This is a genomic window from Helicobacter fennelliae, from assembly GCF_900451005.1.
Lineage (GTDB): Bacteria > Campylobacterota > Campylobacteria > Campylobacterales > Helicobacteraceae > Helicobacter_B > Helicobacter_B fennelliae.
Window position 1 is genome coordinate 286969 of sequence record NZ_UGIB01000001.1, and the last position, 14818, is coordinate 301786.

Annotated in this window: 15 protein-coding genes; 5 read left to right on the top strand and 10 right to left on the bottom strand. The window is 37.7% G+C overall.

What is annotated here, in order from left to right:
* Positions 1-4 precede the first annotated feature (4 nt).
* The 4 genes from DY109_RS01495 (at position 5) to DY109_RS01510 (ending at position 4188) form a co-directional block, all read left to right on the top strand.
* Positions 5-784, top strand: coding sequence for a hypothetical protein (locus DY109_RS01495; protein ID WP_034549198.1), 780 nt, complete (start codon positions 5-7; stop codon positions 782-784).
* Between the two features lie 33 nt (positions 785-817).
* Positions 818-1327: a nucleotide exchange factor GrpE gene (gene grpE / locus DY109_RS01500; protein WP_023946794.1), complete on the top strand. Its 510-nt coding sequence runs from the start codon at positions 818-820 to the stop codon at positions 1325-1327.
* A gap of 21 nt (positions 1328-1348) precedes the next feature.
* Entirely contained in the window at positions 1349-3238 is a 1890-nt protein-coding gene (gene dnaK, locus DY109_RS01505) for a molecular chaperone DnaK (protein ID WP_023946795.1), read from the top strand.
* Between the two features lie 65 nt (positions 3239-3303).
* On the top strand, positions 3304-4188 hold the full coding sequence (locus DY109_RS01510; protein ID WP_112058306.1) for a glycosyltransferase family 10 domain-containing protein: 885 nt from the start codon (positions 3304-3306) through the stop codon (positions 4186-4188).
* Between the two features lie 528 nt (positions 4189-4716).
* Here the strand turns inward: DY109_RS01510 and DY109_RS01515 are convergent.
* Together DY109_RS01515 and DY109_RS01520 are read right to left on the bottom strand one after the other, a co-directional pair.
* Positions 4717-5658 (bottom strand): UDP-glucuronic acid decarboxylase family protein, encoded by a 942-nt coding sequence (locus DY109_RS01515; RefSeq protein ID WP_023946800.1) that lies wholly within the window; start codon positions 5656-5658, stop codon positions 4717-4719.
* 71 nt (positions 5659-5729) lie between these two features.
* Entirely contained in the window at positions 5730-7343 is a 1614-nt protein-coding gene (locus DY109_RS01520) for a hypothetical protein (protein ID WP_115737729.1), read from the bottom strand.
* Positions 7344-7505: 162 nt separating this feature from the next.
* Between DY109_RS01520 and DY109_RS01525 the strand changes: the two genes are divergently transcribed.
* Positions 7506-8228, top strand: coding sequence for a DUF996 domain-containing protein (locus tag DY109_RS01525; RefSeq protein WP_023946805.1), 723 nt, complete (start codon positions 7506-7508; stop codon positions 8226-8228).
* A gap of 321 nt (positions 8229-8549) precedes the next feature.
* Here the strand turns inward: DY109_RS01525 and DY109_RS11250 are convergent, their stop codons facing one another.
* The 8 genes from DY109_RS11250 to DY109_RS12425 form a co-directional block, all read right to left on the bottom strand.
* On the bottom strand, positions 8550-8726 hold the full coding sequence (locus tag DY109_RS11250) for a hypothetical protein (RefSeq protein ID WP_158413009.1): 177 nt from the start codon (positions 8724-8726) through the stop codon (positions 8550-8552).
* Positions 8727-8806: 80 nt separating this feature from the next.
* Positions 8807-9199, bottom strand: a complete 393-nt coding sequence (locus DY109_RS01530; protein WP_112058304.1) for a hypothetical protein — start codon at positions 9197-9199, stop codon at positions 8807-8809.
* A complete protein-coding gene (locus DY109_RS01535) occupies positions 9178-10440 on the bottom strand; it encodes a hypothetical protein (protein WP_147291152.1) in 1263 nt (420 codons plus the stop codon). The genes DY109_RS01530 and DY109_RS01535 overlap by 22 nt, the downstream gene beginning before the upstream one ends.
* A 111-nt stretch (positions 10441-10551) precedes the next feature.
* Positions 10552-11367, bottom strand: a complete 816-nt coding sequence (locus DY109_RS01540) for a hypothetical protein (protein WP_114996786.1) — start codon at positions 11365-11367, stop codon at positions 10552-10554.
* Positions 11336-12064, bottom strand: a complete 729-nt coding sequence (locus DY109_RS01545; RefSeq protein ID WP_114996785.1) for a hypothetical protein — start codon at positions 12062-12064, stop codon at positions 11336-11338. Before DY109_RS01545 ends, DY109_RS01540 begins: the two co-directional genes overlap by 32 nt.
* A 27-nt stretch (positions 12065-12091) precedes the next feature.
* Entirely contained in the window at positions 12092-13606 is a 1515-nt protein-coding gene (locus tag DY109_RS01550) for an FAD-dependent oxidoreductase (RefSeq protein WP_023946815.1), read from the bottom strand.
* Between the two features lie 35 nt (positions 13607-13641).
* The gene (gene galE, locus DY109_RS01555) at positions 13642-14529 is read right to left on the bottom strand and encodes a UDP-glucose 4-epimerase GalE (protein WP_115737731.1); all 888 of its coding nucleotides are present in this window, start codon (positions 14527-14529) and stop codon (positions 13642-13644) included.
* A 71-nt stretch (positions 14530-14600) separates the two neighbouring features.
* Positions 14601-14771 (bottom strand): NAD-dependent epimerase/dehydratase family protein, encoded by a 171-nt coding sequence (locus DY109_RS12425; RefSeq protein WP_115737732.1) that lies wholly within the window; start codon positions 14769-14771, stop codon positions 14601-14603.
* Positions 14772-14818: the final 47 nt, after the last annotated feature.

The window sequence follows — 14818 nt, forward strand, 5'->3', positions numbered from 1 at the left end:
CCAAGTGATCCAAAAAAAAGATTTTCTACTCAATCAAATGATCAAAGAATATATCAGATGTCAGGAACCTATCGGCTCTGAATCTCTGAAAGTTTCATTGGGCGTGAAAATTTCTTCAGCAACGATTCGGAATTATTTTAAGATTCTAGGCGAGGAGGGTGTGATTATGCAAACCCATATCAGCAGTGGCAGAATCCCAACTCCTATGGCATTGCGGAATTTTTGGCGTAGCACGCTCAATCCCGCGCAACTCTGCCCTGTGATTATAGATTCTGACAAAATTGCGAAAAATTGCGAAAAGTTTGAAGTTACTTGCGTCATCAAGCCAATTATCACACAAAAGCTTATCGAAGTGATTGAAGTTGAGCAAAAAGCCATTGTTTTGGTATTTGAGCATGATCGCATTGCGATTCCTTTTATCCCAAATATGGCTCATTTTTGCCAAGAGCTTGTAGGGCTTCATGTCGATGATATTAGAAAAATCGCCAAAGATGTATGCGCCAAACATCTTGCAGAAGCGTTGTGTAGCCTCAAAAGCGCACCCAAAATCCACTTTTTTGGACTGCAATTTTTAGATGAATTGCTTGCGCATCAGCCAGAGGTAGTCTTGGCGATTTTGCAAGGCGATATATTTAGCCAAACCAAAAACAATATTTTCTTTCCAAATAATGGCAATTATATCGTGATCGCGCATAATGCGATATTTAAAGACAATGAATCAGAAATGCTATGTATTGGTAAATTGCAAAAAGATTACGAAATGTTTTACCAGCATATCGCTTAATCTTGTCGCTTAATCTCAAAATAAGGAGTGTATATGGAAGAAGAAAAAAACGCAGAATCTAACACAAAATCTCAAGATACGCAAGAGCAAACATCACCTCATACAGATGATGAGAGCATCAAGCAGGCATTTAAAGAGCTTGAGGATAAATATATGCGCGTTCATGCGGATTTTGAAAATACCAAAAAACGTCTTGAGCGCGATAAAAATCAAGCTCTTGAATATGCGTATGAAAAAATAGCTAAGGATTTGTTGCCTGTTTTGGACGCACTTGAGAGTGCCAAAGAAGCAGCAAAAGATAATCCGGCAATTTTAGAGGGGATCTCTCATATCAAAGAGAATCTCCTTAAAGTTCTCTCAAAGCATGGAATAGAAGAAGTCGATGCAAGTGGCGAATTTGACCCAAATTCGCATGAATGTATCATGCAAGTTGCAAACCCTGAAGTGCAAAATGGACATATTGCCCAGATAATGCAAAAGGGTTACAGATACAAAGAGCGCACACTGCGTCCAGCGATGGTTGCAGTCGCAAAAAATGATTAATCTTAAAACAAAGGATACAAAATGGCAAAAGTAATTGGAATAGACTTAGGAACTACAAACTCTGCAATGGCAGTGTATGAAGGCAATGAAGCAAAAGTAATAGCAAACAAAGAGGGCAAAAATACCACGCCTTCAATCGTGGCATTTACCGATAAGGGCGAGGTGCTCGTAGGTGAGCCTGCAAAGCGCCAAGCGGTGACTAATCCAAAGAAAACGATTTACTCCATTAAGCGCATTATGGGGCTTATGTTTAACGAAGACAAGGCAAAAGAGGCTGAGAAGCGCCTACCCTATAAGATCATCGATCGCAATGGCGCGTGCGCGGTGGAGATAGATGATAAGATCTACACACCGCAAGAGATCTCAGCAAAGATTCTTATGAAGCTAAAAGAGGACGCAGAATCTTACTTGGGCGAGAGCGTGACAGAGGCGGTGATCACCGTTCCGGCGTATTTTAACGACTCTCAGCGCAAGGCGACAAAAGAGGCTGGCACAATCGCTGGGCTCAATGTGCTTAGAATCATAAATGAGCCCACAAGCGCGGCACTTGCCTATGGGCTAGATAAGAAAGAATCTGAAAAGATTATGGTGTATGACTTAGGCGGGGGCACATTTGATGTGACCGTGCTTGAGACTGGCGATAATGTCGTAGAAGTGCTTGCCACTGGTGGCGATGCCTTCCTTGGCGGTGATGACTTTGATAATAGAATTATTGATTGGGCAGCAAGTGAATTTAAGAGTGAGAGCGGAATTGATATAAAAGGCGATGTGATGGCACTGCAGCGCTTAAAAGACGCCGCAGAAAATGCCAAAAAAGAGCTCTCAAGCGCGCAAGAGACAGAGCTTAATTTGCCATTTATCACCGCTGATGCAAGCGGACCTAAGCACTTAGTCAAAAAGCTCACACGCGCGAAGTTTGAGAGCCTTATTGATGATCTAATCGATGAGACGATTAAGAAAATCGACTTTGTGATAAAAGACGCTGGGCTTGGCAAGGGCGATATCAGCGAAGTAGTGATGGTGGGCGGCTCTACGAGAATCCCAAAAGTCCAAGAGCGGGTAAAAGACTTTATCAGTAAAGATCTTAACAAATCCGTAAATCCCGATGAGGTCGTGGCTGTGGGTGCAGCGATACAAGGCGGCGTGCTAAAGGGCGATGTCAAAGATGTACTGCTGCTTGATGTGACACCGCTAAGCCTTGGTATTGAGACACTTGGTGGCGTTATGACAAAGGTTATTGATCGAGGAACGACTATCCCCGCTAAAAAAACCCAGACATTCTCAACAGCCGAAGATAATCAACCAGCAGTATCTATACATGTTTTGCAAGGTGAGCGAGAGCTAGCACGAGACAACAAATCACTTGGACGATTTGACTTGCAAGGTATCCCGCCAGCTCCACGTGGTGTGCCACAAATCGAAGTAACTTTTGACATCGATGCTAATGGAATCTTAACCGTGAGTGCAAAAGACAAGGCAAGTGGCAAATCTCAAGAAATTAAGATTAGCGGATCAAGCGGGCTTTCAGATTCTGAAATCGAAAAAATGGTCAAAGACGCCGAGCTCCACAAAGAAGAGGACGCAAAACGAAAAGAAGCGATAGAATCTCGCAATATGGCTGACTCTCTTGTGTATCAGACAGAAAAATCACTCGGTGAAATGAAAGATAAACTCGATCCTGCGGAGACTAGCAATATCCAAAAAGCACTTGATGATCTCAAAGAAGTGCTTAAAAATGAAAGTGCGACAAAAGAGCAAATCGATGAAAAAATCAAAGCTCTAACTGAAGTCAGCCATAAGCTTGCAGAAGCTATGTATGCCAAAGATCAGCCTAACGCACAAAATACACAGAATCCAAACGCAAGCCAAAAAGGCAAAGATGATGATGTGATTGACGCAGAAGTTGAATAAATTAAGCAAAAATCAAATAAACGCCCCGCATAGCAGGGTGCTTCAAAAACAAAAAGGTAGAAAAAGTGAAAACCATAAAAATGCGTTGCGTGGATTGGTGGGAGCAAGATACAAAGGAGAATTTCTATAAAAATCCATTTATCCAGGCTCTCAGCCAAAAATATAATATTGAATATTCTAATAAGCCTGATTTCTTGCTTTATGGTCCATTTGGACAAAATAATCTTCAATTTCCAAAAGAAGTTGTGCGGATATTTTATACAGGTGAAAATACCCGCACGGACTGGAATATCGCAGACTATGGTATAGACTTTGATTTTATGGACTTTGGAGATAGGCATTTATGTATGCCATTGTTTTTTCTTCCCGGAGAATGCGGAATCTCCTCAAGAGCAATCACAAAACACTTAAGGGCAGAGCAAATTTTTCAAGAAAAGCGAGAGAAGTTTTGTGCTTTTCTTGTCTCAAATGGTAGCAATCATATTCGCAATACTGCCTTCAAAAAACTTTGCGCATACAAAAAGGTGGATTCTGGCGGACGATATTTGAATAATATCGGTGGGCGTATAGGCGATAGATTTAAGGATTTTGAAAAATCAAAATATGAGTGGCTCTTGGGTTATAAATTTAACCTCTGCTTTGAAAACTCCTCATATCCGGGCTATGTAACAGAAAAAATCCTGCAAGCCTATGAAGCAGGCTGTATCCCAATCTATTGGGGAGATAGCACATTATGCGATGTGCGATATGCCAAATATCGCCCAACTTTTAACCCCAAAGCCTTTGTCAATGCTCATGATTTTGCAAATCTTGATGAATTAGTGCAAGAAGTGCGCCGCATAGACAATGACAATGAGGCTTATTTGGCAATGCTTAAAGAACCTATATTTTTAGATTCTACGATAGATACACATGTTTTAGGGGGGGGGGGGCAAGCACAAGCTAAATAATTTGCAACTATTTTCTAATTTTATTACACCATTTTTTACCCACATCTTTGAATCACAGAATCCAAAACGAATTTATTTTATTCCTGAAAATCAGGATAAATTTGTTCAATACAAAAATATGATACACATGGCACGGACATATAAGCACATAAAAAAATACATTCCCAAGCCTCTGCGTAAATATGTAGGTTTTGGGGTTTAAAGATTTCAATATAGAGCTTTTAGATTCTAGATTGAAAATCTCATTACAAAGCCCATTAAAGTGCTGGGCAATCCATTCTTGACTTTTTAGATTTTTAGATTCTAAATTCTAGCTTTTTGGTAATTTTTGCAAATTGCGTTGGCTCATTTAATTAGCGACGCACGATATAATGCGACTTATTCGTTCGCCTTGCAAAACCACAAAATTTATTCTAAATTCTAGAATTTCTTAACGCGCCATTGTGTTTCCATAGATTCTGGATTACTTCTCGCTAATAATTACAATAATAAAATAAAAAAGCGGATTTGTGTTTGTAACACCAGAATCTAGCCAAGATTATTCTTAAAATATTCAATCGTCCTGCTTAACCCCTCTCGAAGTTGCACTTGCGGTTGCCATTGCAATTCACTTTTTGCCAAAGCAATATCAGGCTGTCGCTGTTTGGGATCATCTTGAGGAAGTGGCAAAAAGATGAGTTTAGATTTTGATTGCGTGAGTTCAAGTATATTTTGGGCAAGCTCAAGCATGCTAAATTCATTTGGGTTTCCGATATTTACAGGTCCGCTAAATCCATCGCGACTCTCCATAAGCCGTATCATACCCTCTATCAAATCATCGACATAGCAAAAGCTCCGCGTCTGCTTGCCCTCTCCATAAATAGTAATATCCTGCCCTTTGAGTGCTTGAATGATAAAATTACTCACCACACGCCCGTCATTTGGGTGCATTCGAGGTCCATAGGTGTTAAAGATTCTCATCACTTTGATATTGACATTATGTTGCCTTTGATAGTCAAAAAACAATGTCTCCGCACATCGTTTGCCCTCATCATAGCACGCACGGATACCTATTGGATTGACGCTACCCTTGTAAGATTCTACTTGAGGGTGGATTTCAGGATCGCCATACACTTCGCTTGTGGAAGCTTGCAGGATTTTAGCTTTTGTGCGTTTGGCAAGTCCGAGCATATTTATCGCGCCCATTACGGAAGTTTTTGTCGTCTGCACAGGATCAAACTGATAATGCACAGGGCTTGCCGGACAAGCGAGATTATAAATCTCATCAACTTCCACATAAAGTGGAAAAGTAACATCATGACGCATAAATTCAAAACGTGGATTAGCCAAAAGATGCGTGATATTTCGCTTTGTGCCGGTAAAGAGATTATCCACGCAAAGCACCTCATCGCCTCTATCAAGCAATCGCTCACACAAATGAGAACCCAAAAACCCAGCACCACCGGTAACTAAAATTTTTTTATGCAACATATACAATCCTTAAAAAATAACTCAAATTCTAGCCAAAAAACACAAAAACTATCTTAAATACGACAAAATCATCATTTTTTGCTCTTATTTTCTGATGTATTTTTGGGTATTGGCAATCCTAATGATTTTGATAGCTTTTGCGAAATCTTTGGAATCTTTGCTTTGATATACAAAACCTCACCTCCACTTTGTGCTCTTTTGACCTCTGCTTGCGGATCTATGGATATGATAAACTGCTCTATTTCTTGTGTCAGATCCGCTGAGATATGGCTTGCAAGGATAGTGATATACGAACAATTTTGTGAATTTTGCAAAATATCTTTTGTGAGATTTTGCGTATCGCGCTCAAAGATTTTGTATCGCAAATCCACAGAATCCAAAAACAAATAATATTTCAATGCAGGTTCGCTTGCTTTATACACATAAATGCAATGTTTAGAATCTAGCGCAGAATCTACTCTAGTGAGATCAAAAATAAATTGATGTGTTTGCTGATTATGATGTGTGTGATGAAGCGGGATTTTGATATAACGATAAAAAGTAATGCTAGCGATTATAGCAATACTCAAATAGAGTGTGATTTTTAGTGTTTGTGAGAGGATTTTGCATAAAGGCGCAGAATCTGTAATATCTCTCTGGGGGGGGGGCAGCAAATAGATGATTCCATAACTTGCAAGCATATAAAAAAGAGGTGCCATAAAAAGTGAGAGTCTGCCACCAATAACACCCTCATGTCCAAATGGATAGATTCTCAAAAAACTTAAAAGCACATAAAACACGCAAGCACTTGCAATAATCACAAACATATCGCGCCGAGTTTTATACAATGCTACAAATCCAATCAGCCCAGCAAACATATAAAAAGGAATAACTTTGCCTCTTGCAAATGGCGTAAAGCCCTCATATATACCAAATAAAGTCCAAATAAAATCCTTATACGCACCTAAAGTATGTGGCAAAAAATACTTCTCCCAATATTCATAGAAATTTTGCACCGCTTGAAATCGAATATACAACACATAATACAGCGCAAATGCAGTAAATACCGCGATTATATACAAAGTGTTTTGTCTGATAAATGCGCCTAATGCTTGTTTGTGAGCGTATGCAAATCCAGCATAACAAGCGATGATGATAAAAATAATCGTGTTAGAAAAAAGCAAAGTTATTATGCTAACTACACTCCATATCTTGCAACTCACACCTTTGACATACAAATACAACAACAAAAACACACAAAAGCTCTCAATGCCGTATTGCTTGAATTCTGCACTATAATACAACAGCCCAAGAGAGCCCACCACAAGTAGCATAAATACAGCCACGCCAAAATCACTAAAAAGCAATCGTGCCATTTTATACGCAAGCAACAAACTTCCAATCCCACACAATAGCGGCAAAAAATACAAACTCCACTCTCCATACCCAAACACCACACACATAAGCTTGCTTACAAGCAAAAATCCTAGTGGGGCAGCTTGAGTATATGGCAAAGGCTGAAAAAATATATCTTTAAAATCTATGCCATAAAGCACAAAACTTAGCATTGCCTCATCAAGCCACAAGTCTTTGTGAAACACATACTGATAGATTCTGATACTTATGCCTAGTGCAAGCAGAGCAAAGCTTAGAATCTCCCATACGCTATATTTGCGTTTTTGATAGCGAACTTTTTGATGATCCATTTATACCTCCATTATTTTGAATTCAAAAAATGTGTTATAGCACTTTTTTACTTATAGATTTATGTCTTAGCAGCTCCTTAATCTTAAGCCACACTTAAAGAAAAATATTTTACTATTTTTGGCTTTTAAACAATACATACTTACAAATAAAAAGGAGACAAAATGAAAGGCAAAATTATTGACACTGCGTTAATCATCGCTAATGACGATAAAAGATATAGCTTTGATAAAACTGATATTGTCAATTTATCTGATAAATCCATAGATATGATTATTGGTTCTGAGGTTGATTTTGAGATCGAAGGCGACAAAGCAAAATCAATCTACATCACAAAAGCAAAATTCAATGTAGATGCAGTTCTCAAAGGTTCTGATATAAATAGTATCAAAATCAAAGCTTATACAAGCCTTATTTGCGGTGCTTTGGGACTTATGCCATTTGTTGGTTTTGTGTTTTCAATCATAAGTTTTGTCGCGATGATTTTGGCAATCCTTGCGATCAATAAAAATTCCCAAAGCAAAACCTTACTTAGAAATTATGTGATTTATTTTATCTTGATCTTTTTTGGCGGGTTGATTATCTCTACATTTAGTGCCGTAAGCGTAGGGCTTGTAGCATTGTCTAATGATGCTGGATTCTTAGGGCTTGGCTTTGGTGTGATTTTTGGCTTTATTGTCGTTGTGGCAGGGCTTATTTTTGGGTATTTGTATTACAAAGAACTCTCTTCTATCACTAATGAGCCTTTTTTCTTGTATGCGTTTATCCTTTTAATTATTGGCAAACTAACAACACTTATTTTCATAGGATTTATTTTTGTCATTGCTGCGATTATTTTAGAAATCATCGCTTGGGTGCGCTTCAAAGAAATTCGTCAGGTAGCTTAAGGGAAGTGCTTAAAGACTCCTTATAAAGTTTTGAAAACTTCAAAGAGCTTTAAAGGAGTTTTAAGGTTTGCAAAAGATGAAGAGATAAAGATAGAGGGCAAGAATCTAGTCTTGATTCTGCTTTAATTGTCTAAATTGCTTAGAATCTAGATTCTATTTTCCATGTGATCTAACTCCTCTCTTTTTGCTTCTTTTTGCAGATTGCTTTGTTTGGCTTATCTTGTGTTATTTTGGCGACGCACGAAAAGTAGCGACTCACTTGGTTTTATCTTGCGCCAAAGCTTTCAAAACTACAAAAATAAGCTAAAAATAGAGGATTTCTTACACGCTCGTTTGTGTTTGACATAGAATCTCGTCATTACTTGAGCGAGTGAAACGAACGAAGAATCCAGAAAAAATCGTCATTGCGAGGCTTCCGCTAGGAAGTCGTGGCAATCTATTTTTGCTAGATTGCTTCGTCCTATTGTCCTCGCAATGACGGGAGTGTAGGCTTGTCATTGCGAGCAAAATTGAAAATTTTGCGTGGCAATCTAGAATCTAAAAACAGATTCTAAAATCTAGAATCAAAGACTTAAAAATCAATGAGCCTTTGTATCAATAACAAGTAATGTATAATGCCCTGCTTGTTTTTTCTGCACAGAAGTGAGATTTTCTATAAACGTATCACTTGGATTTGAATTCTCAAGAATCACAAATAATCGCACATTTTCTTGTTTGTTTTTTACATCATCGAGAATCTTTTTTATATCAGATTCTGGTGAGCTTGCCCATTCTCCGCTTGAGATTTGCTCTTGGTGGTTGAGATTAAGGCGGAATTTATAATACAAAAATATACTAGTAACTGAATTATGCACCAACAAAATATCATTATCTGTAATATTATCTTTCGTATAAGCTACAAGTTCGCTTATTACAGGTCTTTGAAAGCTATTGTGAAATTTATATATTTTTATACCACAAACAATAAGCAAATAGAGAAAAATGCCCCCCCCCCGACGACAACAAGCTTTTTGACATTTTTAGGACTCAACTTAGATTCTGCTATTATGAGTATTTTGCTAGCAATAAAGCGCAATCCAAATACACAGCCTAGCACATAAATTGGCTCCCAAAAAAGTGCAAGCCTTGTGCCAAGTATCCCACCATCGATTGAAATAGGCATAATCTTAGCAAATGAAGCAATCATATAAACAACTATAAATGCAGCAATCCCGATACATAATGCCCTGTCATAACGATACATTGCAAATAGCCCAATTAGACTTGTTATAAGCAAAAGATATGCAACGATTTTTTTGCCACCAAATGCAAATTCTGTAAAAATCGAAATATTTTCATTCACCCACAAGAAAAATTCTTTAGGATTGAGTGGCAAGAATCCATGACTCCAAAAATCAAAGAAAAACTTCACAGCCTGTGGCTTTGTATAGCCAAAATACAATAGAAAAAAGAATATTCCAAAGACAAGAAATGAGATAAGATTCTGCATAATAAATTGTTTCAAGCCACCAAATAATCCAAGATTGCTTGCTTTGATACTTCGATACATATATCCGCACAATAAACCAAATATCACAAATACAATGCCATTACCAAAAAGCAAACATACAAAACTTGCAAATAAAAAGATACGCAAACTGACTTTTCGCACAAATAAATACACCAAAAGCGCACTACAAAAAGCTTCAACTTCGTATTGCTTAAATTCTGCTGCATAATACAAAAGTGATTTTGAAGTGATGAGTGCAATAAGTGTGATACACACCCAAATATATGCAGAATTATTGTTTTTTGCAGACAAATGCAGTGGAGGATTTGCGCAAGAATGTGTAACAAACATTTCAACTGCCAACTTAAACATCACAATCAACAAGCCAATCGATGCAAAAAATGGTAGAATCCGCAAGACAAGCTCACTATATCCAAATATTTTTGCAAAAATTCTTGTAACCACTAAAAATCCAAGAGGTGCAGCCTGCCCAAATATCAATGGCTTACCAATCAAATCACGCCATTCAAGCTGAAAGATATTAAGTGAAAGTGAAGCCTCATCAAGCCACAACTCACGAGCATCAAAATACAACACACAACGAGAAAGAATGCCAACAATAAGTAACACATACGCACAAACTACAAATGGCGACTTGTAGCAATACTCAAAAAAATGTGAGATTTGAGTTTTGGCAGTTTTTATCATATTCATTAACTCCATTATAAGTCTTTTTAATTTTTTGGCTTTTGATTTCTCGACAAAATTGTGATTGTAATATATCTCTTCTTATGTTTTCTTAAATCTTAATCTCTAGGCTTGCTAACACTTGCTTCATTTATCGCTACTTTTACTTGTTGCCATTCTTTGAAAAAACGCTACAACAGGAATATAAAACAATGTCGCTACAAATCCAAACGACCATAATATATAATTCATATGCGTATGGATAAAAGAATGCGCCTTGCCAAATACATACCAACTAAGAGCTGGCAACGCAAAACAAATAAGCATAACACTACACAGAATCTTAAGTGATTTAGCGGTGATTACATATCGTATAAGCACTATATCAATACAAATAAAAAGCAAAAACACAGCGCGATTGGACGGAAGAAAAGCAGTAAGTGATGGATATTTAAAGTATTGCCAAACCACATCTATCACACTTGATTCGATAGATTTTGCAAATGCGGGATCAAAATTTTTAGAATCACCACCAATCATTCGGCGCAAAAAATCTTGCTGATAAATATCTTTTAATCCCTGAAGCATATCGCCATTGCCTCGTATATAAGTATGCAAAGCAAAAGCAAGCACAAACCCAAACACACCCAAAACAAACAAAATCACAATATAGCGCACTGCGACTTTGCACGGGATAAGGGGGAAAATGATATATTTCATTTGAGGTGATAGAGTTTGTGCTTTGACAAAAGAGAGCAAAAAAGCGACAAAAAACACAGAAAGAGAAAACAAAATAATGCTTGTGAGATATTCATAACTACACAAACAGCGCATAAAAATCGCCACACAATAACAGCTTAATAAAAAAATAATATACGCATTGTTTTTGATTTTGGAGTTGTGATTGTTATAGGTTTTATTTTGTGAGTTTTTAGGCTCTAAAATCCCCCCCCCCCCCGACAACAGCAGTATTTGAAGCAGAATCTAAATTCGGATAGATTTTAGATTCTAATCCAGATCGGATATGCAAAAACAATAAAAACGAAAATACCGCAGGCACAAACCACATAAAGATACAATGATATAAATTATTACCATAGCAAACAACCCAAGGTGAGAAAAATAAAGAGATAAAAAACACAATCCCAAACATCACACCAAAGATTTTGCCAAGCAATACACTCACAATAATCACTACAAAAGCCGCCAAAAACGCTACCAACGCATTCAAGATGACAATATCAGAAAGACGAAAATAATGATACACAAAAGATGAAATATAGCCCTGCAATCCAATAGAAGAGCGATAAATAAACATACTTTGTGGCTTGATATTGTCTTTTAGCATAGTGTAAATATCGAGATTGCCATAAGTTGGATTAGAATCTTGGCTTGGATACACCATACCATAGCCTTGCGTATCTAGCCCATATTTATCACTTAGCACTTTGCCTATTACACTTGCTTCTGTGTCTTTTTGAAAATGATTAAACCACTCTTTATTTGCAATATGGAAAGTATTTTTATAAAAACTTAAAGTTGTCGTCACCAAAACCAACACAAACACCAAAATCCTACCAGATGAAGAATCTATGCAATATCTTTTGCCTAATCCCAAAAAATCCCACACTACTTTATTTATCCTCATCTTTTGAGTCATTCTATCACCCCAATCACTTCATTATCTTCACGCATTTGTGCTTGATTTTGCGCTTATTTCTGTTTCTACTTTGCCCTCTTGATAGTCATAGTCTGTATTGATATGCCAAAGTGTAGAATCAAGCTTACCTAGAATCTTATCTGCACACAAAAGCCCCATAAGAATGCTATGGTCTTGATTGTTATACTTAAAACTTCCATTGCGCCCGATAAAATACAAATCCCTAAACTCATCAAGTGCGCTATAAATGCGCTCCAAATCGACTTTATAGCCTCTTTTATATATAGGATAGCTTTTGTGGATTTTAAGCACAAAGCTTTGTTTGATTTGTGATTTGTCTTTGATAAGTCCGCTTGTAAGCATATCATTTATCGCGATAGCAGAGAGCTTCTCTTTATCTAGATTCCATAATTTCTCATCATCATTTGCCCAATACTCCAAACACAATATCGCATTATCTTTGCCACAAGTAATGCCCTCGCTCCAATTCGCAAAATTTGTAATGCGCCCAGTGCTTACATCATCAGAATGCACATAAATCCAATTATCCCTAAAGAGCAATGATTTCTTCTGTGTAAAATCTTTAGATTCTGCATTTGCGCTTTTTTGGCTAGGGTTTTGCACTTCAAGATAGACTAATATCGTATTGCGGAATCTAAGCTCTGAAGCGAGCTGCTTTATCTGCGTATCTATTTCATCTAGCGAGCAGACCATGTCATTAAATGGCGCACTAGAGATCACGATGTCTCCTTCAAAGTCGCCCTTATCAGTAGTGATCCCTATGGCTTTTTTATCTTTTGTTTTTATGCCAAGCACCTTGATATTTGTATGGATTGTGCCATTTGCATTGCGGATTTCTTGTGCCATATTTTCATACACAACCCCACAGCCAAGATTTGGATAGCTAAAGCTATCAACTAAGGTTTTATGCTTTTTGTTTTTATCGCCAAAGAATGCAGATTTGAGTGCTTCATATAGATTAAGCCCTTTGATTCGTTGTGCGGCAAAGTCAGAATCTAGCTCATTGCATGGTATCCCCCAAAGTTTTTGTGTGTAGGATTTAAAAAATATGCTATATAAGCGATAGCCAAACGCATTAGCAACCCATGATTCAAAGCTATTGCCTTGAAATGGAGAGATTTTGGCTTTGATATAGCTTAAGACACACAGGCTAGATTCTACAAATCCAAGCTTAAAAAGTGCATCAAACCCGCGCAATGGATAATAGAAAAATTTTTTATTATAAAAAATACGCGTCAAGCGATTGACAGAGACAAAAGCACCATTTGTATGCGAATGCCAAAAGTCATTAAGTCGCTTATCTTTACTAAAAAATCGATGTGGTCCAATATCAACAATCTGCCCAAAAAGATTAAAGCTCTTACTCATACCGCCGACATTTTCTTCACATTCAAACACCTCAACCTCATAGCCGTTTTGAGATAGGATTCTGCCCGCACTTAGCCCTGCTGGTCCTGCACCAATTATAAGCACTTTTGGTGATTTAGATTCTGATTTTTTGGTGTGATTTAGTTTATTCATTTTTGCTCCTTTAGATATGAGGTTTAGATTCTGGATTAATAACGCGCATTTTTATGCCACATCAACGCACTTTGCAAAATCGCTCTCAAATCGCAAAATTGCGGATTCCAACCAAGAATATTTCTAGCCTTTGTGCTATCGCCAACAAGAATAGCTGGATCGCCTGCACGCCTAGATTCTACGACTTTTGGAATAGCCTCTCCTATTATTTCCTGCATACAACTAAGCACCTCAAATACCGAGAATCCGCTACCATTGCCAAGATTAAACACATTACTCTTGCCATTGTCGCGCAGATAAAGCAGTGCCAAAATATGTGCCATCGCCAAATCATCAATATGGATAAAATCTCGAACACATGAGCCATCTTTTGTCAGATAATCCGCCCCAAACACACTCACAAACTCGCGCTGCCCCAAAGCCGTTTGGATAACAAGCGGAATAAGGTGGGTTTCTGGATTGTGAGATTCTCCAATGTCAAAAAATGTGCTTGCACCAGCTGCATTGAAATAGCGCAAAATCACATACTTTAGCCCATACGCAAGCGCAAAATCACACAAGATTTTTTCGACCATAAGCTTTGATTGTCCGTAAGGATTGATAGGATTTTGAGGGTGAGATTCTGTGATTGGCGAATGCAGGGGATTACCATAAGTTGCGCAAGTTGAGCTAAAAATGATATTTTGGACTTCAAACTCTCTCATCACTTCAAGAAGATTGAGCGTGTTAGCGACATTGTTACGATAATATTTTGCCGGATCTACCACACTTTCACCGACATACGCAAAAGCTGCAAAATGCAAGACAGAATCTATTTTATGCTCTGCAAACACTTTGGCTAAAGCCATCTTGTCAGATAAATCTGCTTGGATAAAGGTATTTAAAGATGAGGGTGAAGCTGGAGGATTTTGTATGGCTGATATAAGTTGTTTTGAATGAGAATTTAGCGCACTTGTAGAATCTTTAAAAAATTGTTCTAATTTAGATTCTGCTTTTAGAGATAGATTTTGCCCCCCCCCCCGACAACAACGCTAAAATCGAGCGATTCTTTATGTCCAAGACTAAGATTATCTATAACTATTGTCTCAAATCCTAGCGCATTTAATAGCGCGTTTGTGTGCGAGCCGATATAGCCTGCACCACCTGTAAGGAGGATTTTTTTCATTTGAAGCCCCATAAATCTAAAATAAATGTGTATTATAACCAAAAGCA